At 41.4% G+C, this 22,188-nt stretch carries 23 protein-coding genes; all 23 read left to right on the top strand.

Translation table 11 applies throughout. The features are described from left to right. The first annotated feature begins 21 nt into the window (after positions 1-21). The 23 genes from metF (at position 22) to rfbC (OEY58_09860) (ending at position 22,188) form a co-directional block, all read left to right on the top strand. Positions 22-873, top strand: coding sequence for a methylenetetrahydrofolate reductase [NAD(P)H] (gene metF, locus OEY58_09970; GenBank protein MDH5325776.1), 852 nt, complete (start codon positions 22-24; stop codon positions 871-873). 93 nt (positions 874-966) lie between these two features. Beyond that, positions 967-2,034 (top strand): dTDP-glucose 4,6-dehydratase, encoded by a 1,068-nt coding sequence (rfbB, locus tag OEY58_09965; GenBank protein MDH5325775.1) that lies wholly within the window; start codon positions 967-969, stop codon positions 2,032-2,034. Beyond that, positions 2,031-2,912 carry a glucose-1-phosphate thymidylyltransferase RfbA gene (rfbA, locus tag OEY58_09960; GenBank protein MDH5325774.1) on the top strand — a complete coding sequence of 294 codons (882 nt, stop codon included), beginning with the start codon at positions 2,031-2,033 and terminating at the stop codon, positions 2,910-2,912. Before rfbB ends, rfbA begins: the two co-directional genes overlap by 4 nt. After that, a complete protein-coding gene (gene rfbC, locus OEY58_09955; GenBank protein ID MDH5325773.1) occupies positions 2,909-3,475 on the top strand; it encodes a dTDP-4-dehydrorhamnose 3,5-epimerase in 567 nt (188 codons plus the stop codon). Before rfbA ends, rfbC (OEY58_09955) begins: the two co-directional genes overlap by 4 nt. Beyond that, complete coding sequence (gene rfbD / locus OEY58_09950; GenBank protein ID MDH5325772.1) at positions 3,472-4,371, top strand: dTDP-4-dehydrorhamnose reductase; 900 nt, start codon at positions 3,472-3,474, stop codon at positions 4,369-4,371. The genes rfbC (OEY58_09955) and rfbD overlap by 4 nt, the downstream gene beginning before the upstream one ends. A 47-nt stretch (positions 4,372-4,418) precedes the next feature. Continuing rightward, positions 4,419-5,186 carry a glucose-1-phosphate cytidylyltransferase gene (gene rfbF / locus OEY58_09945; GenBank protein ID MDH5325771.1) on the top strand — a complete coding sequence of 256 codons (768 nt, stop codon included), beginning with the start codon at positions 4,419-4,421 and terminating at the stop codon, positions 5,184-5,186. Further along, positions 5,183-6,256 (top strand): CDP-glucose 4,6-dehydratase, encoded by a 1,074-nt coding sequence (gene rfbG, locus OEY58_09940; protein ID MDH5325770.1) that lies wholly within the window; start codon positions 5,183-5,185, stop codon positions 6,254-6,256. The genes rfbF and rfbG overlap by 4 nt, the downstream gene beginning before the upstream one ends. 8 nt (positions 6,257-6,264) lie before the next feature. Beyond that, positions 6,265-7,578, top strand: a complete 1,314-nt coding sequence (gene rfbH, locus OEY58_09935; protein ID MDH5325769.1) for a lipopolysaccharide biosynthesis protein RfbH — start codon at positions 6,265-6,267, stop codon at positions 7,576-7,578. A 30-nt stretch (positions 7,579-7,608) separates the two neighbouring features. Then, positions 7,609-8,334: an FkbM family methyltransferase gene (locus OEY58_09930; protein MDH5325768.1), complete on the top strand. Its 726-nt coding sequence runs from the start codon at positions 7,609-7,611 to the stop codon at positions 8,332-8,334. Further along, positions 8,331-9,545 (top strand): WcaI family glycosyltransferase, encoded by a 1,215-nt coding sequence (locus OEY58_09925; protein MDH5325767.1) that lies wholly within the window; start codon positions 8,331-8,333, stop codon positions 9,543-9,545. The genes OEY58_09930 and OEY58_09925 overlap by 4 nt, the downstream gene beginning before the upstream one ends. 91 nt (positions 9,546-9,636) lie before the next feature. Then, positions 9,637-10,638, top strand: coding sequence for a UDP-N-acetylglucosamine 4,6-dehydratase (inverting) (pseB, locus tag OEY58_09920; protein MDH5325766.1), 1,002 nt, complete (start codon positions 9,637-9,639; stop codon positions 10,636-10,638). 18 nt (positions 10,639-10,656) lie between these two features. Further along, on the top strand, positions 10,657-11,289 hold the full coding sequence (hisH, locus tag OEY58_09915; protein MDH5325765.1) for an imidazole glycerol phosphate synthase subunit HisH: 633 nt from the start codon (positions 10,657-10,659) through the stop codon (positions 11,287-11,289). Then, a complete protein-coding gene (locus OEY58_09910) occupies positions 11,289-12,041 on the top strand; it encodes an imidazole glycerol phosphate synthase cyclase subunit (GenBank protein ID MDH5325764.1) in 753 nt (250 codons plus the stop codon). Before hisH ends, OEY58_09910 begins: the two co-directional genes overlap by 1 nt. Continuing rightward, positions 12,038-13,165 carry an N-acetyl sugar amidotransferase gene (locus OEY58_09905; GenBank protein ID MDH5325763.1) on the top strand — a complete coding sequence of 376 codons (1,128 nt, stop codon included), beginning with the start codon at positions 12,038-12,040 and terminating at the stop codon, positions 13,163-13,165. The genes OEY58_09910 and OEY58_09905 overlap by 4 nt, the downstream gene beginning before the upstream one ends. 11 nt (positions 13,166-13,176) lie before the next feature. Beyond that, complete coding sequence (locus OEY58_09900; protein MDH5325762.1) at positions 13,177-13,791, top strand: pseudaminic acid biosynthesis-associated methylase; 615 nt, start codon at positions 13,177-13,179, stop codon at positions 13,789-13,791. Between the two features lie 4 nt (positions 13,792-13,795). Further along, a complete protein-coding gene (gene pseC / locus OEY58_09895) occupies positions 13,796-14,953 on the top strand; it encodes a UDP-4-amino-4,6-dideoxy-N-acetyl-beta-L-altrosamine transaminase (protein ID MDH5325761.1) in 1,158 nt (385 codons plus the stop codon). Beyond that, positions 14,950-15,651 (top strand): pseudaminic acid cytidylyltransferase, encoded by a 702-nt coding sequence (gene pseF, locus OEY58_09890; protein ID MDH5325760.1) that lies wholly within the window; start codon positions 14,950-14,952, stop codon positions 15,649-15,651. Before pseC ends, pseF begins: the two co-directional genes overlap by 4 nt. Next, positions 15,651-17,168, top strand: a complete 1,518-nt coding sequence (pseG, locus tag OEY58_09885; GenBank protein MDH5325759.1) for a UDP-2,4-diacetamido-2,4,6-trideoxy-beta-L-altropyranose hydrolase — start codon at positions 15,651-15,653, stop codon at positions 17,166-17,168. The genes pseF and pseG overlap by 1 nt, the downstream gene beginning before the upstream one ends. A gap of 78 nt (positions 17,169-17,246) precedes the next feature. After that, on the top strand, positions 17,247-18,293 hold the full coding sequence (pseI, locus tag OEY58_09880; protein ID MDH5325758.1) for a pseudaminic acid synthase: 1,047 nt from the start codon (positions 17,247-17,249) through the stop codon (positions 18,291-18,293). A 55-nt stretch (positions 18,294-18,348) separates the two neighbouring features. After that, the gene (locus OEY58_09875; GenBank protein ID MDH5325757.1) at positions 18,349-19,617 is read left to right on the top strand and encodes a hypothetical protein; all 1,269 of its coding nucleotides are present in this window, start codon (positions 18,349-18,351) and stop codon (positions 19,615-19,617) included. Then, complete coding sequence (locus tag OEY58_09870) at positions 19,577-20,449, top strand: hypothetical protein (GenBank protein ID MDH5325756.1); 873 nt, start codon at positions 19,577-19,579, stop codon at positions 20,447-20,449. The genes OEY58_09875 and OEY58_09870 overlap by 41 nt, the downstream gene beginning before the upstream one ends. Before the next feature lie 34 nt (positions 20,450-20,483). Further along, positions 20,484-21,446, top strand: a complete 963-nt coding sequence (locus tag OEY58_09865; protein MDH5325755.1) for a glycosyltransferase family 2 protein — start codon at positions 20,484-20,486, stop codon at positions 21,444-21,446. A gap of 196 nt (positions 21,447-21,642) precedes the next feature. Next, positions 21,643-22,188: a dTDP-4-dehydrorhamnose 3,5-epimerase gene (rfbC, locus tag OEY58_09860; GenBank protein MDH5325754.1), complete on the top strand. Its 546-nt coding sequence runs from the start codon at positions 21,643-21,645 to the stop codon at positions 22,186-22,188.

Below are 22,188 nucleotides of genomic sequence, written 5' to 3'. Positions count from 1 at the left end.
ACTATGCATTCCCAGAATGAAATGCAATCCCAGAAAAAATATAACCGCACGTTCAGCGTGGAATTTTTTCCGCCCAAAACCCCGGAAGGCCGGGATAAATTGCGGGCGGTACGCGAAGCGCTGGCTCCATTGAATCCCAGTTATTTCTCCGTAACCTTTGGCGCCGGAGGCAGTACCCAATCGGGCACGTACGAAACCATTAAGGATATCATCGCGGCCGGTTTTCAGGGTGCGCCCCATTTGTCCTGTATTGGTTCAACCCGGGACGGTATTTCTGCAACCTTACAGCAATATGTTGATCTGGGTGTAAAACGTATAGTGGCCTTACGCGGTGATTTGCCGTCCGGAATGGGTGGTATTGCCGGCGAGCTGCGTTACGCGAACGAACTGGTGCAGTTTATTCGGAAGCACAGTGGTGATCATTTTCATATTGAGGTGGCCGCTTATCCCGAGTTTCACCCTCAGGCCAGATCCGCTCTAGAGGATTTGGAGAACTTCAAGCGTAAAGTACAAGCGGGAGCCAATAGCGCCATCACCCAATATTTCTATAATGCGGATGCGTATTATCGCTTTGTAGACAGTTGTGAAACCATGGGGCTGGATATTCCCATTGTACCGGGCATCATGCCCATTACCAACTTTACTCAGCTGGCTCGTTTTTCCGATGCTTGCGGCGCGGAAATCCCCCAATGGATTCGCCGTCGGTTACAGGCTTTCGGAGACGATATGGAATCCATAAGAGCCTTTGGTTTTGATGTGACGCTGGTTTTGTGTCGCAACCTGTTGGAAAACGGCGCTCCAGGACTACACTTTTACAGCATGAACCGGGATCAACCCACAGCCAAGTTGTGGCAATCGCTGGGTTTGTCTTGAGCTGCAGAGCCTATTCCATCGCGAGCGTGATTCGATAGTGGGATATACAATAACACGAGATTCGATAACAGGAGTTATCCGATAAAGAGTCCTATGCACAAAATACTCATTACAGGCGGAGCCGGGTTTATCGGGTCAGCGTTGGTTCGTTTTTTAATCGAAAAGACCGAAATACACGTTATCAATGTGGATGCCTTGACCTATGCGGGAAATCTGGAATCCCTCAGTTCAGTGGAGCGCAGTCCACGTTATTGCTTTGAACACGTGGATATTCGCGATGCGGATACTTTGTATCCCTTATTGGCGAAACATAAACCGAATGCCGTGATGCACCTTGCCGCCGAGTCTCATGTGGATAGATCCATAGATGGCCCGGCGGATTTCATGCAAACCAATATTATTGGTACCTATAATCTATTACAGGCGAGCTTAAAGTGGTGGCGCGAATTACCTGCGGACAAGCAGCCGCATTTTCGGTTTCATCATATATCCACCGATGAAGTGTACGGTTCTTTAGGGGATACGGGCCTGTTTCATGAAACCACAGCTTATCAGCCCAACTCACCGTATTCCGCCAGCAAGGCGTCATCAGATCATTTGGTGCGGGCTTGGCATCATACATACGGATTGCCGGTGGTTACCAGCAATTGCTCCAATAATTACGGACCGTACCAATTTCCGGAGAAATTAATTCCCCTGGTTATCCTCAACGCACTGGACGGAAAGCCGTTACCTATTTACGGTAAAGGTGACAATATTCGCGATTGGCTTTATGTGGATGACCACGTGGAAGCCTTGCTCGCGGTGTTAGAAAAAGGCCGTCCCGGAGAAACCTATAATATTGGTGGCCACAACGAAAAGACCAATTTGGAAGTGGTGCAAGGCATATGCACATTGTTGGATGAGTTGCTGCCGGAAGCTGTACACAAACCGCACCAATCTTTGATTACCTATGTTACGGATCGGCCCGGCCACGACAAGCGTTATGCCATTGACGCAAATAAAATAGCCGACGAACTGGGTTGGCGACCGCAAGAAACGTTTGAAACCGGTTTGCGCAAAACCGTACAGTGGTATTTGCAAAATCAACAATGGTGTCGTCATGTTCAGGATGGCAGTTACCGACGCGAACGTTTGGGGATTGGAGAGTCCGCACTATGAAACCACGCAAAGGGATTATTCTAGCCGGAGGCAGTGGTACTCGTTTATACCCCGCTACTCAGGTGGTATCCAAACAGCTGTTACCGGTGTACGACAAACCCATGGTGTATTATCCCTTATCCACCCTCATGTTGGCGGATATACGCGATATCTTATTAATTTCCACTCCCCAGGACACGCCTCGGTTTCAGCAGCTTTTAGGTGACGGGTCTCAATGGGGTATCAACATCAGCTACGCGGTGCAAGCGCAGCCCGAAGGTTTGGCGCAGGCTTTTATCATCGGAGAGTCCTTTATCGATGGCCACCCCAGTGCATTGGTTCTGGGCGACAATATTTTTTACGGCCACGATTTGGCCGTGTTGCTGGATCAAGCCACGCGGCGAGACAGCGGTGCCACGGTATTCGCCTACCAGGTTAAAGACCCCGAACGCTATGGTGTGGTGGAGTTCGCCGACGATAATAGGGCCATTAGCCTGGAAGAGAAACCGCAGCAACCCAAATCACGGCATGCGGTCACGGGGTTATATTTTTACGATGAAAAAATCACGGATATCGCCAAATCCCTAAAGCCATCGGCGCGGGGAGAATTGGAAATCACCGATGCCAACCGAGAGTATTTACGTCAAGGTGCTTTGGAAGTGGCTATTATGGGACGTGGCATGGCCTGGTTGGATACCGGGACTCACGATTCATTGATGGAAGCCTCCGCATTTATTGAAACCATCGAAAAAAGACAAGGTCTTAAAGTTTCCTGCCCGGAAGAGGTGGCTTATCGCCAGGGGTATATTAACGCCGCGCAAGTGGAAAAGCTGGCCCAACCCATGCTCAAAAACGATTACGGACGTTATTTGCTGGATATGTTGAGTTATAGACCATGAAGGTGATTCAAACTGCATTGCCTGGTGTGTTGATTATTGAGCCTAAAGTGTTTGGTGATGCGCGCGGTTTTTTTATGGAAACCTACCAAGCGCAACGTTACCAAGAAGCGGGCATAGCGACGGATTTTATCCAAGATAATTATTCCCGTTCCAGTCAAGCCGTTTTGCGTGGCTTACATTATCAATTGAAATATCCGCAAGCTAAATTGGTCAGTGTCGCTCGCGGTGAAGTTTTCGATGTGGCGGTGGACATACGAGTAGGTTCGCCAACATTCGGTCAGTGGGTGGGAGTGAATCTCAGTGAAGAGAATTATCGCCAATTGTATATTCCGCGTGGTTTTGCCCACGGGTTTTGCGTATTGAGCGAAACAGCAGACTTTGTTTACAAGTGTGATGGATTTTACAGACCGGACGATGAAAAAGGACTAATCTGGAACGACCCGGAGGTGGGTGTTGATTGGCCGATTAAATTTCCCGCCTTATCAGAGAAAGATAAAGCCAACTTAAGCTTGGCTGCATTAAAGCAGCACAAATTCTTGCCCGATTACCAGGAAGTTTTATGAAGATCTGGTTAAGCGGTGCCAATGGTCAACTGGGTTGGGAAATCAATCAAATGGCTCAGCTTATGCCGCAATACCAGGTTTTGGCTTTGGACCGGAATCAACTGGATATTACCGATCAAAAAGCCGTAAGGGCATCCATGCAGTCATTCCAGCCGGATATAGCCATTAATGCTGCCGCTTACACAGCCGTGGACAAGGCCGAAACGGAAGTGGAGCTTGCCTATGCAGTGAATCGAGATGGTCCGGCCTATATTGCTCAAAACTGTGCTGAGTTAGGTATACCCATGATTCATATCTCCACGGATTATGTTTTTGATGGCGCCAAATCCGAACCTTATGTAGAGACTGATCCAGTAAACCCAATCAATGTTTATGGCAAAAGTAAACTGGAAGGGGAGTTGGCTGTTGCAAAGCATTTAAGGGAGCACATCATTCTTCGTACCAGCTGGGTGTTTGGTAGGCAAGGCAATAACTTTGTAAAAACGATGATTCGGTTGTTAATGGAAAAGGACGAGTTTGGAGTCGTTAAAGACCAGCAAGGGTGTCCAACCTATACTGGGAATCTGGCTAGGGCAGTTTTAAAGGTCTGTGAATCTGATGACCGATTACGATTTGGAGTTTTCCATTATTGTGATAATCCGGAAACAACGTGGTATGAATTTGCAGAATTTATTAGATCTGCGCTGAGCCAGAAAATTGAAATTAGTAACAAATGTATCAGGCCCATTTTAACAACTGAATATCCAACACCCGCAAAGCGTCCAAAGAGTTCATGTCTGCGATGTGATAAATTTGTTGAAACGTATGATTATAAAATTGACAGCTGGAATTTGGGTATGTTGGATGTAGTGGATACCGTCGTAGCTAGCTTAGGCGAGCGGGGAAGATCGTCCTAATATGCGTATTGAAACTTTGATCGAAAATATGTCGTGTGGATATTGATATGAAGGCAGTGATATTGGCAGGCGGACTGGGTTCTCGAATTAGCGAGGAAACAGAGGTTAAACCGAAACCTATGGTGGAAATAGGCGGTAAACCCATTTTGTGGCACATTATGAAAATCTATTCCACTTACGGGATCAATGATTTCATTGTGTGTTTAGGTTACAAAGGGTATGTGGTCAAAGAATATTTCGCTAACTATTTTTTACATATGTCAGATATAACATTTGATATGGTAAAGAATAAGATGGAAGTTCACAATAATAATTCGGAGCCTTGGCGAGTTACTCTGGTGGATACGGGCGAGCAAACGATGACCGGTGGGAGGCTTAAAAGAATTGCACCCTATATTGAAGATGATACCTTTTGTTTTACCTATGGGGACGGCGTGGGGAATGTCAACATCGAAGAACTCATTCGTTTTCACAAATCAAGTGGCGCGTATGCAACGGTTACAGCAACTCAGCCACCTGGACGATTTGGTTCATTGAATATTGACAAACATAAGGTTGTTAATTTTCAGGAAAAACCTCAAGGCGATGGGGCTTGGATAAATGGTGGCTTCTTTATTCTTTCTCCTAGAGTTTTTGACTATATCGATGAAGACAATACCGTTTGGGAACAAAGTCCGATGCAGAGACTGGCACACGATGGTCAGTTGTCAGCATACGAACACAATGGATTCTGGCAGCCGATGGATACCCTTCGTGATAAGCATTACCTGGAGCGTTTGTGGCGCTCCGGAAAGGCTCCGTGGAAGGTGTGGTGATGGATAATAGTTTTTGGCATCAGAAAAATGTCCTGATCACAGGCTTTACCGGGTTCAAAGGAGGGTGGTTGACACTTTGGCTGCAATCGCTTGGTGCGAAAGTATCGGGGTATTCTCTAGACCCACCTACGACTCCGTCGTTATTCTCCTCTGCCGGAGTAGGGGATGACATGGTGGATATGTGCCAGGGTGATATAGGTGATTTGAAAAATTTACTCTCTTATGTTGATAAGGTTAAACCACAGATAATATTTCATTTAGCGGCACAACCTCTGGTTAGATATTCCTACGACAACCCGGTAGAAACCTATGCAAGCAATGTATTAGGAACGGTGCACTTGCTTGAATCAGTTAGATTGACCGATAGTGTCAAGGTTGTAGTAGTCGTTACGAGCGACAAATGTTACGAGAACCGAGAGTGGGTTTGGGGATACCGGGAAGACGAGCCAATGGGAGGTTATGATCCTTATAGCAATAGTAAGGGATGTGCAGAATTGGTCACAGCGGCCTACCGAAACTCTTACTTTAATAAGGCGCTATATGAAACTCATGGTGTTGGTCTAGCGACAGTTCGTGCAGGTAACGTGGTGGGAGGTGGGGACTGGGCTAGAGATCGATTGGTTCCGGATGCCATCAAGTCCTTCAAAGACGGACAATCCGTTACCATTCGAAACCCAATGGCAGTTCGACCATGGCAACATGTCTTGGATCCTTTGCATGGATATATCGTATTGGCGGAAAAATTGTGGGTTGAAGGTGATCAATTTTCTGAGGCTTGGAATTTTGGTCCGGACAGCGAAAGTGAAAAATCTGTTGGTTGGATGGTAGATAAGTTAGTAAATCTATGGGGTGGTCCGGTAGCATGGAATAAAGATAAGTTGGATCAGCCGCATGAAGCTTGTTTTTTAAAGTTGGATAGTGCTAAGGCCAAGTCCAGATTAGGTTGGAAACCAAAATGGAATCTGGATATTGGGCTCAAAAATGTAGTTGAATGGTATAAAGCATATTATGACGGAGGAAACATGAAAGAACACACCTTGTCTCAAATAAAACAGTATATGGAATCCTAGGGCCAGCTATGAATCCATTAGAACTCAAAGATCAGATACTTAGCTTAGTGAGTCAATATGCGCAACTGGTTTACGATCCAAAAGAATTTATACCGGGAGTAAGTGTTGTTCCTCCATCTGGTAAAGTTATTGGTGAGGACGAGCTGAGAAATATGGTTAGCGCTTCATTGGATGGGTGGCTAACTACAGGGAATTTTAATCATGAATTTGAATGTAAGTTGGCTAACTATTTGGGGCTGACGCATGTCTTAACAACTAATTCTGGTTCGTCAGCAAATTTGTTGGCATTTGCAACACTCATGTCAGAAAAGCTGGGTGATAGGGCGTTGCGCCCAGGTGACGAAGTGATCGCGGTAGCTGCCGGTTTTCCAACTACCGTCAATCCGATACTGTTATATGGGTTGGTGCCGGTTTTTGTTGATATTGATATTCCGACCTACAATATTGATGCAACACAAATTGAATCGGCTATTACAGAAAAAACTCGTGCAATTATGATTGCACATACGCTGGGTAATCCATTTGATTTACAAGAAGTTGTTCGAATTGCTAAGAAACACAATCTGTGGTTGGTAGAGGATTGTTGTGATGCTTTGGGATCAAAATTCAGTGGGGAGATGGTTGGCACTTTTGGCGATATAGGGACGGTAAGTTTTTATCCGGCTCATCATATAACTATGGGTGAAGGCGGTGCCGTGTTTACAAACAATGGTGAGTTAAAGCGCATATGTGAGTCTATACGTGATTGGGGTCGAGATTGTTATTGTGAGCCTGGAAAAGATAACACATGTAAGAAGCGATTTGAATGGAAATTAGGCGATTTGCCACAAGGTTACGATCATAAATATATCTATTCGGATCTTGGGTTCAATTTAAAAATAACTGATATGCAAGCTGCTTGCGCCTTAGCCCAAATGGATAGGTTGGATGAATTTGTGCTGAAACGCAAGTCCAATTTCGCCTATTTAAAAGAGCGGATGAGTTCGCTAGAAGAATTTTTCATATTGCCGGAGGCAACAAAGAATAGTGACCCGGCTTGGTTTGGTTTCCCAATTACGTTGAGGCCGGGAGGTCCGATAAATAGAGTTGATTTGTTGTCGTATTTGGATCAATATCAAATTGGCAGTCGCTTGTTGTTTGCCGGGAACCTTATTCGACAACCGTATTTTAAAAATAGAAATTATAGAAAAGCAGGTGATTTGGGAAACACAGACCTAGTTATGACCAATACATTTTGGACCGGTTTATATCCGGGGTTGAGCGAATCGATGCTGGATTATTCTGTGTCAAAGATGGAGGAGTTCTATGGCCTCAATTTTTAGTTTTCTTACTGTATAGTGTTTGGTTTTTAAATGTCATTTCTATCGAAAATAGAAAAGGTGGTGAAAAACATTGCCAACCCCGATTACTGGTTGGCTAACAAGCGAGGTGTGTTCGCTGCAATTGAGCATGTTTCAGTGCTGAATAATATGAATTGCAATACAGTAATAGATGTCGGTGCAAATAAAGGTCAGTTTGCATTGGTGGCCAGGTCTCGGTTCCCTGAAGCCAGGATATATTCGTTTGAACCGCTGGAGGATGCTAGGAAGATTCTGCAAAGTTTGTTCGATAGTGATAAAAATTTTGATGTATCCGAATTTGCTTTAGGGGAAGATGAGGGTAAATCAATATTCCATGTGTCAAAGCGAAGGGATTCTTCTTCCTTGCTGGGAATTTCAGAAAAACAATCAGAATATTTTCCTGGAACGGAAGAAATAGGCCAAATTTATATAGAAGTGAAGCAAATGGATTCGATAATTTCGAATTTGGAGATTATACCGCCTGTACTCCTTAAAATTGATGTTCAAGGAGGTGAGCTGGGGGTGTTGCGAGGCGGCAGCGATTTCTTACATACAGTTAGCCATGTTTACGTAGAAGCTTCTTTCGTTGAATTGTACAGCGGCCAAGCTTTGGTTCACCAAGTCATCGAGTATTTGTCTCAATACGATTTTATTTTGACAGGAGTGTACAACGGCTCATTCGATAGTAATGGATTAGCTATACAGGCAGATTTCTTGTTTCAAAAGAAATCGATATGAAAATACTGTTGGTTTCTCTAAATTATACTCCTGAACTTACAGGGATTGGCAAATACAGCGGAGAATTAGTTGAATGGTTAGTATCAAAAGGACACGAGGTAACAGTAGTCACTACACCACCATACTATCCAAATTGGGAAGTATGGTCAGGTTTTCGAAAGTTTTGGTATTCTGAGGCAAGGCATCTTTCAGAGTGTGTGATTCGATGCCCGATTTGGGTTCCTAAGAATGTAAATGGAATTAAGCGAATTTTTCATTTGCTCAGCTTCGCAATTAGTTCATTGCCGATTATCCTATTGCAAGCTCGGAAAGAAAAGAATGTTGTTTTCCTAACCGAACCACCTTTGTTTTGTGCGCCTGTAGTTCTATTCGCGGCTCGATTTTTTAAAATCAAAACCTGGTTGCATGTTCAAGATTTGGAAGTTGACGCAGCTGTGGATTTAGGGATCATTAAAAATAAAGTTGTCGTAAGTATGGCTTATTGGTTAGAGAGAAATCTAGTGCGCAAATTCCATATTGTATCTACGATTTCCAAAAATATGCAAAAAAGAATAGAGGCTAAAGGTGTTAAAGTAGACAATCAAGTGTATTTCCCAAATTGGGTTGATTGCGAAACAATTAAACCGATGGAAACAATATCGGACTTAAGGCAATCATTGAACTTGGAGGAAGGGGCAGTTGTTGCAGTATACTCTGGAAATTTTGGTGAGAAGCAAGGGTTGGAAATAGTTATTGATGCAGCAAAGGAATTAAAAAATAGAAACATCGTATTCTTAATGTGTGGACAAGGCGCGGTTTACAAAAAGTTACGTCAGTACGCAGGCGATCTACCGACAGTGTATTGGCTGCCACTCCAGCCTGTAGAAAAATTGAATGATCTTCTGAACACGGCAGATATTCATTTATTGCCACAACGTGACGATGTAGCAGATTTGGTAATGCCGTCCAAGCTATCGGGAATTATGGCCAGTGGTAAACCATGCGTTGCGACGGCTAAGGAGAACACCCAGGTGTGGAGGATTTTACAGGGCTGCGGTATAGTAACGCCACCCGCAGATCTTGAAGCGTTTGTCAGGGCTATTTTGGAACTTTCGAATAATCAAGAGCTTAGGAATGATCTGGGTAGAAATGCCAGACATTATGCTGAAAGTAATCTTGATAAAGAAACTGTACTGACGAGTTTTGAGTCTAGGTTGAGTTCAATGATTTGAGCAAAAAACGACCAACCTTAGAAGGTATAAACGATGTGCATAGTTGGTTATTAGAAATTTTACAAACTCGAAATTGAAGGTTTTATAAGAAATGTTTGATGGCAGCGTGATTCTTATTACTGGTGGGACGGGTTCCTTCGGAAAAAAATATACACAAACCTTGTTGGGTCGATACAACCCAAAGAAGATTATCATTTTCTCCAGAGACGAATTAAAGCAATTCGAGATGCAGCAAACTTATAACCAAGAATGTATGCGGTATTTTATTGGTGACGTTCGTGATGCAGAAAGGCTATATCAGGCAATGAAAGGGGTGGATTATGTTATTCATGCAGCAGCATTGAAACAAGTCCCTGCTGCCGAATACAATCCCATGGAATGTATAAAGACCAATATTCATGGCGCAGAAAATGTAATAAAAGCAGCAATTGAAAACAATGTAAAAAAAATTATTGCCCTGTCATCTGATAAAGCTGCCAATCCGATTAATTTGTATGGAGCAACTAAACTAGCATCTGACAAATTATTTGTGGCGGCAAATAATATAGTAGGGCCAGGTCACACGAGATTTTCAGTTGTTCGATATGGAAATGTGGTTGGTTCAAGAGGTTCAGTGGTACCTTTTTTCAAGAAGCTGATTCAGGACGGAACATCGTATCTTCCTATAACGCATCAGGATATGACGAGGTTTTGGATTACCCTCCAACAGGGGGTGGATTTCGTTTTGAAGAATTTCCAGCGTATGAAAGGAGGAGAAATATTTGTGCCAAAAATTCCGTCTGTTCGGATTGTGGATTTAGCAACGGCAATGGCACCTGATTTGGAACACAAGATTATTGGGATTAGACCGGGAGAAAAACTTCATGAAATTATGTGTCCCGCAGATGACTCTCATTTAACAATCGAGTTTGATGATCACTATGTGATTGGGCCAAGTATAACTTTTATGGAAGGTAGCAATGATTTTAAAGTAAATGCTTTGAAAGCGGTAGGGAACTTAGTTGATCAGGGTTTTGAATATCATTCCGGAACGAATTCCGTATTTCTTTCGGACAAGGAAATACTTGAATATGATCGGTTGGCACAAGAGTAAACGAGTTTTAATTAATACATGAATAGTGTATCGGTAGGTGTGATAGATTATGGCGTTGGAAATATATTTTCCATTGTCAATGCACTTCAAGCTTTAGATTGTAATGTGGTGGTCGCAACGAAGCCTCATGAATTAGTAGGGATTGATAGGATAGTATTGCCGGGTGTTGGTGCTTATCCTAAAGGTATGAAAAACCTTAATAGTTTAGGGTTCTCAGAACATGTAAAAAGTCATGTTGATCAAGGAGGGTTGTTGTTAGGTATATGTTTGGGGATGCAATTAGCTCTTTCTGAGGGTTATGAGGATGGTAGAACTTCAGGATTGGATTTGGTGCAAGGTAACGTAGTACCGCTAGAATCTTCCGGTAAGTGTCGAGTCCCTCATATGGGGTGGAACAATATGGAGGGTTTTAACGGGTTGGAGCAAACTTTGTTTGAGGGGGTGGAGCTGGGGTCTTCATTTTACTTTGTGCATAGTTATCATTCCGTTGTAAGAGAGGATGTGCAATGCTCTTATGTTCGTTTCTGCAATAAGAATATAGTAGCGGCATTCCAGAAAAAAAATGTTTTCGGGGTGCAATTTCATCCGGAAAAAAGCCAAAAAGCCGGATTGAAATTGCTGAAAAACTTTGTTCATCTCAAGAATATATAATGCTCAAAATACGTATCATTCCAATCTTGCTTGTTCGCGGGAGTTCCATTGTTAAAACTGTGCAGTTCGATGATGCGCGCATGGTGGGTGATTCCATCACTAATGTTAAAGTATTTTCCAGTCGTATGGCTGATGAAATGGTTATCGTCGATATAGATGCCTATAAATCCGGACGAATTAATGAAGACTTGATTAAGAGGTTAGCAGCTCAATGTGTAATGCCATTGTCAGTAGGAGGAGGGGTTCGCTCTGTTGAAGACGCGGACAGACTGTTTAGATCAGGTGCTGATAAAGTGGTGATAAATAGCGCTTTCTATAGTGATCCGAGTTTAATTGAAAAAGTATCGAAGAAATACGGTCGTCAAGCTGTTGTATTTTCCTTGGATGTTAAAAAAGAAAATTCTGTCTACTATGCAGCATCGCAATCAGCCAATATAGTTCATGATGTGGGCGCAGTGGAGACAGCTCAGAAAGTGGTGTCTATGGGGGTAGGAGAAATTTTGCTAAATTCAGTTGACAACGACGGAAAAATGAATGGTTACGATTTGGGGCTGATAAAGAGTGTGTCCCAGTCAGTAGATGTCCCGATAGTTGCTGCGGGTGGTTGTGGAAGTAAAGAAGATTGTGTAAAAGCGATAAATAGCGGTGCAACAGCAATTGCGGCGGGCAGTATATTTTACTGGATTGGAGAAAGTATTATAACTATTAAAAAACATATGAGTGAACAAGGGCTGCCAATGAGGTTGATATGAATATTTTGTACTGTAAAAAGTGTCTTTTTCCAAATACAAAACCTGATTTGTTTTTTGACTCGGAAGGAATTTGTGATGCTTGCAAGTCTGCCGAAAGAAAACATGGCATAGAAGATGCGATTGATTGGGAGCAGAGAGATAAATCGTTCAAGGAAATAATCTCCGACGCGAGGAGTAAATCGCGGGGATGGTACGATTGCGTTATACCTGTTAGCGGGGGTAAAGATAGTACTTGGCAGGTATATGCGATGAAAGTTATTCATGGCATGAGACCGTTGGCAGTAACGTTTGATCAATTTGATCAAACGAATACCGGTCTGCACAATTTGGAGGTGCTAAAAGAGATAGGTGTCGATCATGTTCATTTTACTCTTAACCCCAAAATAGTTCGAGCTCTAGTTAGGAAAGGATTTGAAATAGTGGGGGATCACTATTGGGTTAATCACGTAGGGATTTACACAGTACCTTTTCATGTGGCCGCCAAATTCAATATTCCTTTAGTCATATTTGGTGAGAATCCTCAATTTGAATATGGTGGGCCGACTCAAAGTCGCGATAGCATGATTATCGATAGACGATGGCGGCAAGAATTTGGATTGATGCGAGGTTTTCGTGAAGAGGATATGGTAGATGAAGAAATTAGCATGGAAGATTTGTGTATGCTCCAGTTTCCATCCGATGAAGACATTCAAAAACTAGGAATATTGGGCTTGTTTTATGGCTACTTCTATAAGTGGGATGCAAGTGTACATTTACAAGTGGTGAAAAAGTTGGGTTGGCAAGCTTTGGTTGAGCCTCCTCAAGGGGCGTGGGTTGATTATGAGAATTGTGATATGAAATATATTGATATCCGTGAGCGGGTTAAATTTCTAAAGTTTGGCTATGGGCGAGCAACCGATCAGCTTAATATAGAGATTCGAAACAATCGTATATCTCGTTCTGAAGCGCTCGAAATAGCAAAGAACATTGATGGTGGAGTAGATTCTGATAACGTAAAAGAATTTTGCGATTTAATAGGTATCAGTTTGGAAAAGTACGAGAAAATAATGGATTCCTTTGTGAATCATGATTTGTTTGAGAAAGATTCCAAAGGTGAGTGGGTTTTAATACGAGATCGAACTTGAGGTATTATGATGTGAAGACAGGTCAAGAAAAATTTTGGCAAGGTGAATTTGGGAAAGAGTATATTTCCCGAAATATTGGTGCAAAACTAGCAGCAGCCAATTTGTCTTTTTTTTCAGAGGTAATTCGACGTACGGGTAATCTGGGAAATATTCTGGAGATGGGTTGCAACGTCGGTATGAATTTGCGCGCATTGAGGTCACTATTACCAAGCTGTAAATTAACAGGTATAGAGATAAACGAGGAAGCAGCAAAGATATTACGTGAATGGGGCGAAGCTGAAGTTGTTGTTGATTCTGTCCTGGATGTTACGCTAGATACTACATATGAGCTAACTTTTACCAAGGGTTTGTTGATTCATATAAATCCTGATTATGTAAATGAGGTATATAAAAGGCTTTATGAGTATTCTACAAAGTATATACTTATTGCCGAATACTACAATCCAACTCCTGTTGCGCTGGAATACCGCGGACACAAGGATAGGTTATACAAGCGTGATTTCGCAAACGAAATAATGACACTGTATAGTGATCTGACTCTCAAAGACTATGGTTTTTTATATCGAAATGATCCAGTGTATCCCCAAGACGATATAACTTGGTTCCTGATGGAAAAAGGTAAATGAGAAAATGATACCTTATGGTCGTCAACACATTTCTGATGAGGATATTGAATCGGTTGTCAGGGTTCTGAAGTCAGATTTTCTTACGCAAGGCGAGGCGGTTCCTCAATTCGAAAAATCTGTGAAAGAATACACAGGTTCAAAATACAGTGTAGCGGTTAACAGCGGCACTTCTGCGCTACATATTTCTTGTTTGGCGCTAGGTGTCGGTAGAGGTGACTGGGTTTGGACTTCACCAATTACATTTGTGGCATCCGCGAATTGTGCTCTATATTGTGGCGCAAATATAGATTTCGTAGACATTGACTCAGTTACCTGCAACATTAGCGTAGAGCTCTTACGAAAAAAGCTTATAAAATCAAGCAAAACCAACTCACTTCCGAAAGTTTTAGTTACGGTTCATTTTTCCGGTTTGTCATGTGATATGAAAGAGATTTATTCGCTATCAAAGGAGTATGGGTTCCATGTGATCGAGGACGCATGCCATGCCTTAGGAGGTAAATACCTAGATAAGCCAATCGGAAGTTGCGAATTTAGCGATATTGCGGTTTTTAGCTTTCATCCAGTAAAATCTATCACTACCGGTGAAGGCGGTATGGCTGTAACAAATAATGAGCAACTATTTGATAAAATGTGCTTGCTACGAAGTCATGGTATTACAAGAGATTTAAATATAATGACAGAATCGAGTCATGGACCATGGTACTACGAGCAAATACATTTAGGTTATAACTATAGGATGACGGATATTCAGGCAGCCTTGGGAGAGAGCCAGCTTAATCGGTTGGATGAATTTATCATGAGGAGGCATTCGCTGGCAAATCGCTATGATGAAATGCTAGAGGGTTTGCCGATAAGGTGTCCATACCGACCAAGTGACAGCTATTCAGGGATGCACCTATATGTTATTCGATTGGACCTGAAGAGTATGAATAAGTCTCACAAAGATGTATTTATGCAGCTACGAAGCTTGGGTATATCTGTGAATTTGCACTACATACCAGTACATACACAACCATATTATAGAGAATTAGGTTTTAAGAAGGGGGATTATCCCGCGGCGGAAACCTACTCTCAAGAGGCAATTAGCTTGCCGATGTTTCCTGGTCTTAAGGAGGATGAGCAGGATAAAGTTATTACGGCTTTAAAACAAAGTGTATTATGAATATTGCTTTGATACCAGCAAGGGGGGGTAGTAAACGAATACCAAGGAAAAATATAAAAGATTTTCATGGGAAGCCAATCATCGCATGGTCTATACAAGCGGCTATAGATTGCTCCTGTTTTGATCGGATAATAGTTTCTACGGACGATGAAGAAATTGCCCTTGTTGCCCAAAGTTATGGGGCGGAGGTGCCTTTTATACGGCCACATGACTTATCAGATGATTACACAGGAACTGTGGATGTGATAAAGCATGCGCTGACTTGGTGCGATGATAGCGGTATTTCTGTTGATTACATCTGCTGTATCTATGCCACAGCACCGTCTTTACTACCGGAGTATTTGAAGGAAGCTTACAACAAATTGATCACTTCCGGAAAATCATATGTTTTTCCTGTTACCACCTTTGCTTTTCCAATACAAAGGGCGCTTCGAATAGAATCAAGCGGCTGTGTGGAGGCAATTTGGCCTGAAAATAATATGATCAGATCTCAAGACTTAGAGGAGACCTATCATGATGCCGGCCAATTCTATTGGGGAACCAAGTCTGCATTTTTGAATAACGTAACCATATATTCTAATGAGTCTATACCCATAGTGTTGCCCCGACATATGGTCCAGGATTTGGATACTTTAGAAGACTGGGATAGAGCGGAATTGATGTTTCAGTCCATGTGCTTTAAAAGCGCCGACAGCTGATGAACGTAGCGTTTCGTGTTGACGCTAGTATAGCCATCGGTTTGGGGCATCTTATGCGATGTTTGACATTAGCCGATGCGATAAATGAAGCTAAAATATACTTCATCTGTCGAGAAACACAGTTGGATCTAGATTACTATATTACAAAACATGGCCATACACTCATTACCCTTCCGGATATCAATAGAACGAAGTTTCAGGTTAGCACACTGGAATCTTACAAAGATTGGCTTGGCGTTTCATTTTCAGAGGATGCATCGGACACAATAGATGCAGTGGCTGCTTTGAATATTGATTGGTTCATTGTCGATCACTACGGAATCGATTATCAATGGCACGCGATGCTACGACCGCACGTGCAAAATATTATGGTTATTGATGACTTGGCAAATAGAAGATTGGATTGCGACATATTAGTAAATTCAGCGTTGGATGTCGATAGTGGGGATTATCGTTTGTATATAGATAAACCATGCCTGTTTAGGCTTGGTCCTAAATACGCGTTGCTTCGGTCTGAGTATTTAGCACTAAGAGAAAAAGCTCTCAGAAAAAGAAAGATGTATAACGGCGTAAAAACTCTATTGATATTCATGGGGGGGATGGACGAAAGAAACTATGCGCTAAAAGTACTGCAGTTGTTGGTTAAGATGAAAGGACTGAGTATAGAAAAAATTGTTGTTGTTCTTGGTAAGGGGGCTCCACATGTCGACGAAATAAATGATATTTCACGTGAATATCCCGTCGCTATGGAAGTGTTGGTTGGAGTGGATAACATGGCGGAGTTAATGTTGCAAGCAGACTTATCAATTGGATCTGGTGGTACAGCTTCTTGGGAGAGATGCGTGTTGGGTCTGCCTAGTCTGGTGACGTTTATCGCGGAAAACCAAAAAGAGAATATTTGTCAATTACAAGCCCGAGGCGCTGTTCGTTTGTGGGAACAATTGGAGGATTTGAAAGAAATTATTGAAGACGTGGTGTCTGATAAAAGCAAGTGGTATTCAATGTTTGAAAACTCCATAGACATATGCGATGGGCTTGGCGCTACACGATTGGTAGATATACTTAGTATGACATGTCGAAGTGCCAATGCTAAAGATGTAGATCTATTATACAAATGGACTAATGACCCTGTCGTTCGAAGTTCGGCATTTAAAACCGACATGATTGAAAGGGGAGCACATGAAGATTGGTTTGAAAAAAAACTTAAAAACAATAATTGCTTGCTATATATATTTGAGTGCAACAGCATTCCTGTTGGCCAAGTCCGTTTTGATATAATCGATTCAGTGGCAGAGATTAGTTATTCCGTTGATGCGAATTATAGAGGTGCAGGGATAGGGCAGATTATTTTATGGTCGGCACTAAAAAAATTAAAGGAGGAGAGTAGGGCGATTGAAAAAATAAAGGGGCAGGTAAAAACACAGAATATTGCCTCCAATAAAATATTCAATTCATTGGGTTTTGAGTGTGTGTTTTCAGATAGCGAACGGAATGTATATCAACGTTCTACCTTATAATGGCCTGGAATATTGTGAACGTTAAAGAGTAAATAGTACAAAAGCAATATTTGTGAAGTCGATGAGGAAAGTGTGCGTATGAAGTCTATAGAAATAAACGGAAGAGCTATTGGGTTGAATGAACCACCGTATATCATCGCGGAATTGTCGGCGAATCATAATGGAAAATTACAAAGGGCGTTGGAAACAGTAGAAATGGCGGCCAAAATGGGGGCGGATGCCGTTAAACTGCAAACCTATACTGCAGATACAATTACTATTGATTGTAATAAACAAGATTTTCAGATTCATAGTGGATTGTGGAATGGCTACAATTTGTATCAGCTCTATAAGCAGGCACAAACACCCTATGAGTGGCACAAGGAGTTGTTCGATCATGCGTCAAAAGTAGGTATAACTTGTTTTAGCACCCCTTTTGATGAGTCGGCTGTGGATTTTTTGGAGGATTTAAATGTTCCTGCTTATAAAATAGCTTCTTTTGAAGCGATTGATTTACCACTGATTAAATATGTCGCGCAAACACGGAAGCCCATGATCATTTCGACCGGTATGGCAAGTTATACCGAAATACAAGAAGCCGTTGAAGTAGCTAAAGAGAATGGATGTGACGACCTTATACTTCTGCATTGTATTAGTAGCTACCCCGCGCCAATAGAACAATCAAATTTACGTACAATAAATGATTTGTCTCAATCATTTGGTGTGATTGCCGGACTTTCGGATCATACTTTGGGAACAACGGTATCTGTTGTAAGTGTTGCTCTGGGGGCATGCGTAATAGAGAAACATGTTACCTTAGATAGGGCAGATAAGGGGCCTGATAGTGAATTTTCACTTGAGCCAGATGAACTAAAAATTTTGTGTGTAGAGGCGAAGAATGCATGGAAAGCTCTAGGGGAAGCAAGCTATGAGAGGAAGCCTGCTGAAATAGAAAACGTAAAATTCAGGAGATCCATCTATGCAATAAAAGATATTAAGAAAGGGGAATTGATAACAAAAGATAACGTTCGACGAATAAGGCCTGGCATGGGGCTGGCTCCGAAATTCTATGAGGAAATTTTGGGTCTATATGCAAAAGTAGACATTGAACGAGGAGAGCCTATGTGCTGGGAGTATATTAAATAATTTTGAATTTTGAATGTTGTGTGAAATGTATGCTTATTATTTGTGATGAAACTGAATGAAGCTCTTAGAGTTTAAAAGTGGAATAGTTGGAATATTATTAAGGTTGCTTACGTTAATAAGCAAGTTTATTTTAGTCGTTCATCTAGCCAAGTATTTGAGCCCCGAAGAAATGGGGGTGTACGGCGTTTTTGTGGCAACTGTAGGCTATGCTTTGTATTTCCTCGGGCTGGATTTCTACGCCTACGCGTCTCGTGAAATGCTCGCGTTGGATAAAAGTGAGTGGGCTTTCGTTATCAGGGATCAAGTGGTTTTTTATGTAATCGTGTATTTAGTTGTGTTACCTTTTCTGGTCTTGGTGTTTTTTGCAGGATTACTAAAGTGGGAGGATATTGCTTGGTTTTATTTGATTCTATCAATAGAGCATCTATCTCAAGAATCCTATAGGTTGTTGGTTGTGATACATAGGGCTAATTTTGCCAACTTGGTACTGTTGCTCAGAGGTGGAGCTTGGGTGTACGTGGTTGTTGGGTTGATGTATTCGGATGATAGTTATAGGCAGTTAGATACTGTTTGGAGTGGGTGGTTTATCGGGGCAGTATTAAGCATGCTTTTGACCGCTCGTATTTTGTATAAGGATTTGGATTGGTGTGGGGTGCGGGGACGGAGCATAGATTGGTATTGGATTCGCAGGGGTTTGAAGAATGCATTACTTTTTTTTGCGGGCACTTTAGCTTTAAGAGGAATATTCATTGCAGATAAATATTTCTTAAAGATAAATATTGGGGACGCGGCTGTAGGTGTGTATGTGTTTTTCATGGGTATGTCTAGTGCGATATTGTCCTTTATCGAAGCAGGCGTTGTTGCTCAACAGTATCCAAAAATAGTTGCAGCATATAATAGAGGCGAATATTCAGAATACAAGAGCAAAATGAAACGGATGGCAAAAGAAATATTGTTTGCTGTGGTAGTTCTGTCTATAGGGGCGATTGGCTTGATATACCCAGTGCTGGAGTTTGTGGGTAAGAGTATATATTGGCAGAAAATAGAGATTTATTGGGTTCTCGTAGTTTTTAATTGTGCGATGTGTTTCGGGCACATAGCCTATTTCCCGCTGTATGTGCGTAGGTTAGACGTAAAGATATTGATAAGCAACTATGTAGGGTTATTATGTGTGTTGGTATCATTGGTTGTATTAACGCCTAAGCTAGCCGCATTAGGGGTTGCTTTGTCAATGGTGCTATCTATGGTTTCTATTTCGTTAACTCAAACAGTTTTCATATTCTATGAAAGAAGTAATTCGAAAAGTTCTATCTTGGCTAGATAAAGTCGGTAATTCCATTTTTTCTCTAGCATTGGTCGTGGTGATGTCGAAGAGAGGAGTGGATGGCGGAAAAGCTATGCGGAGGGAATGTATTATCCTGGGTAATGGGCCGTCCCTTTCGATTGATTTGGTCAATAATCCTGGTCTTTGTGCTGGGAAGGATATTGTTTGTGTCAACTATTTTGCTTTGTCGGAAATCTATGAGGAAATAATGCCAAACCACTATGTGGTTTTAGATCCGGATATTTGGGATGATAATTTAAAGCAGGGCGTAGAAGATCGAGACAAATTTATAGAATACATGTGCAGTAAAACCAAATGGGAGTTAAATTTTTTTATCCCTGTAGAGGCTAGGCGCAGCAAAGTATTCAGTAAGCTGAGCACGAACTCGAATATAAACATTAACTTGTATAATAGAACGCCAGTGGACGGGTTTGGGTGGTTGGTTAACGGGATATATAAAAGAGGGCTTGGGATGCCGCGGCCCTATAATGTGCTGGTGGCGTCAATTTTTTTAGCAATTAATATGGGATATGAGAAGGTATATTTTGTTGGGGCGGATCATTCTTGGCATGAGGATATTCTCGTGGGAAAGGATAATGTGCTTTATGTGAGGCAACATCATTTTTATGATGACGCCGAAAATGTCGTGTTGACGCCATTTTTTAACGCAGGAGATAAAGGTGTGTTTGATATGCATCAGGTATTTTCTGGTTGGGCTAAGCTGTATTATAGCTATAAATTATTGCGGCATTTCGCAGATAAAAGTGGTGTATCTGTATTAAATGCTAGTTCAAAATCCTATATAGATTCGTTTGATAGAACGGAACTTTAATTATGTGTTCAATAATTACAATTAAGTGGATGATATGATACCGTTTTTAACCATTGCTGTTCCAACATTCAATAGGGAAGACAAATTGGGTAGGTTGTTCCAGCAATTCCTTGAAATGGACCTTTCTAAAGAGGTTGGTGGGCTAGGTATAGAAATATTGGTGGCAAACAATGCATCTGAGGATAATACGTATCATGTGGTACATGATTATAAGGAGGCATTAGAACGAAAAGGATTTTATTTTTCTTATGTAGAACAAAAAGAAAATATTGGCCTGGATGCAAACATGTTGAGTTGTTATACGGAGAGTAAGGGGGAATATGTTTGGTATTGCAGTGATGATGATGTAATTATAGAAACATTGAACGATATAGTGTTGGATATACAAAAGTATCGGCCAGGGGTTTGTATTTCTAATTTCAAGGAGGGTGGTTACGGAGAATCTAATTTGGTATTTGATTTCGATGGGTTTATAAAAATTGAAGAAAAAGAAGAGGCGATAGTACGTGACATTATTAAGTTTCCCAAGATAACAGCATATATAGCCAAAAGGGTTGAAATAGAAAAATATCGAGACTTTTTAGTTGGTCTTAGTGGTTCCTATTATTTATTTGCAGCATTGATGATGTTGATAGTGTTGGGGGAATCGCACAAATTGGTGCTAAGAAAAAAAATCGTTGCCATGTCTGATGACGACCATAGAAACCTTAGGTACTCGCCAAGAATATTTGCGAACAGATATAAAATTGCCAACCACACATTGGTATACCTAGGAAAAACTGAGTTAGCTAAGAAATTTGAAACTAGTTCACAGTTATCGGTGATTTGGTGTATTTATTTTATATTTTTGCACTGGCGGGGGAAGTATAAACTTGAGCCCAAAATATTACGAGAAGATATCATTTATGTGCTGTTGAATATATACCGAATTCCGTTAATACTATTCTGTCGGGTATGTTACAAAAAGGTTATTGCTAAGCTAATAAGCAGTCATTGATGTAATATATACAAATATGCATTAAATGTGAAATGGTCTAACTCTATCGAGTGTAGGGGGTTGTGTGATTAAAAGAATACGATTGTTACCAGGGAAATTAGAGCCCGAATAGAAAGATTGTTATAGAGACATTAGGAAAACTACAAGTGACTAGTGGAAAGAATCTGGATGTATAGAGTATACAGGTAAATAAATAATGGGGTTTGAAGAGCTTGACATTAAAGGTTGCTTCTTGGTTCATACGAAACCATTTTCAGATGCAAGAGGGTCGTTCGTAAAAGTGTATAACGATGAAGCTTACAAAGAATTGGGCTTCATTATGGAGTTTAAAGAAGAATATTATTCAGTTTCCCGAAAAGGAGTTGTTAGGGGGATGCACTTTCAATTACCGCCATATGATCATGAGAAATTTGTTTATTGTCCGAAAGGAAGGGTTTTTGATGTTTTTTTGGATCTACGAAAGAGTTCGGAAACGTTTCTTAAGCACGGTATAGTTGAGCTTAATAACATAAATTGCAGTGCATTGATCTTACCAAAGGGAATTGCGCATGGTTTTTGTGCGTTAGAGGATAGGTCAATTATGGTTTATAAGACAAGCACGGTATACCGGCAGGAATGGGATAATGGTATTTTGTGGAACAGTTGTGGAATTAGGTGGCCCGAAATGCATAATCCTGAATTTATTTCGCAAAGAGATAGAAGTTTTGAAAAACTATCTGATTTCTATTCACCTTTTATATAA

It is taken from the genome of Gammaproteobacteria bacterium, assembly GCA_029882975.1.
Lineage (GTDB): Bacteria > Pseudomonadota > Gammaproteobacteria > SZUA-152 > SZUA-152 > JAJDNG01.
Note: the sequence above shows the minus strand (reverse complement) of the source record. Positions and strands in the feature narration are given on the sequence as shown.

Bases quoted from the DNA above. Each gene is read 5' to 3' on its own strand.
- OEY58_09925 (MDH5325767.1), top strand. From the start codon at position 8,331: ATGAAAATACTGTTGGTTTCTCTAAATTATACTCCTGAACTTACAGGG.
- rfbC (MDH5325754.1), top strand. From the start codon at position 21,643: ATGGGGTTTGAAGAGCTTGACATTAAAGGTTGCTTCTTGGTTCATACG.
- OEY58_09870 (MDH5325756.1), top strand. From the start codon at position 19,577: ATGAAAGAAGTAATTCGAAAAGTTCTATCTTGGCTAGATAAAGTCGGT.
- rfbB (MDH5325775.1), top strand. From the start codon at position 967: ATGCACAAAATACTCATTACAGGCGGAGCCGGGTTTATCGGGTCAGCG.
- rfbD (MDH5325772.1), top strand. From the start codon at position 3,472: ATGAAGATCTGGTTAAGCGGTGCCAATGGTCAACTGGGTTGGGAAATC.
- OEY58_09865 (MDH5325755.1), top strand. From the start codon at position 20,484: ATGATACCGTTTTTAACCATTGCTGTTCCAACATTCAATAGGGAAGAC.
- OEY58_09875 (MDH5325757.1), top strand. From the start codon at position 18,349: ATGAAGCTCTTAGAGTTTAAAAGTGGAATAGTTGGAATATTATTAAGG.
- pseB (MDH5325766.1), top strand. From the start codon at position 9,637: ATGTTTGATGGCAGCGTGATTCTTATTACTGGTGGGACGGGTTCCTTC.
- rfbF (MDH5325771.1), top strand. From the start codon at position 4,419: ATGAAGGCAGTGATATTGGCAGGCGGACTGGGTTCTCGAATTAGCGAG.
- rfbA (MDH5325774.1), top strand. From the start codon at position 2,031: ATGAAACCACGCAAAGGGATTATTCTAGCCGGAGGCAGTGGTACTCGT.
- OEY58_09905 (MDH5325763.1), top strand. From the start codon at position 12,038: ATGAATATTTTGTACTGTAAAAAGTGTCTTTTTCCAAATACAAAACCT.
- OEY58_09910 (MDH5325764.1), top strand. From the start codon at position 11,289: ATGCTCAAAATACGTATCATTCCAATCTTGCTTGTTCGCGGGAGTTCC.
- OEY58_09930 (MDH5325768.1), top strand. From the start codon at position 7,609: ATGTCATTTCTATCGAAAATAGAAAAGGTGGTGAAAAACATTGCCAAC.
- hisH (MDH5325765.1), top strand. From the start codon at position 10,657: ATGAATAGTGTATCGGTAGGTGTGATAGATTATGGCGTTGGAAATATA.
- pseC (MDH5325761.1), top strand. From the start codon at position 13,796: ATGATACCTTATGGTCGTCAACACATTTCTGATGAGGATATTGAATCG.
- pseG (MDH5325759.1), top strand. From the start codon at position 15,651: ATGAACGTAGCGTTTCGTGTTGACGCTAGTATAGCCATCGGTTTGGGG.
- rfbH (MDH5325769.1), top strand. From the start codon at position 6,265: ATGAATCCATTAGAACTCAAAGATCAGATACTTAGCTTAGTGAGTCAA.
- pseF (MDH5325760.1), top strand. From the start codon at position 14,950: ATGAATATTGCTTTGATACCAGCAAGGGGGGGTAGTAAACGAATACCA.
- metF (MDH5325776.1), top strand. From the start codon at position 22: ATGCAATCCCAGAAAAAATATAACCGCACGTTCAGCGTGGAATTTTTT.
- rfbC (MDH5325773.1), top strand. From the start codon at position 2,909: ATGAAGGTGATTCAAACTGCATTGCCTGGTGTGTTGATTATTGAGCCT.
- pseI (MDH5325758.1), top strand. From the start codon at position 17,247: ATGAAGTCTATAGAAATAAACGGAAGAGCTATTGGGTTGAATGAACCA.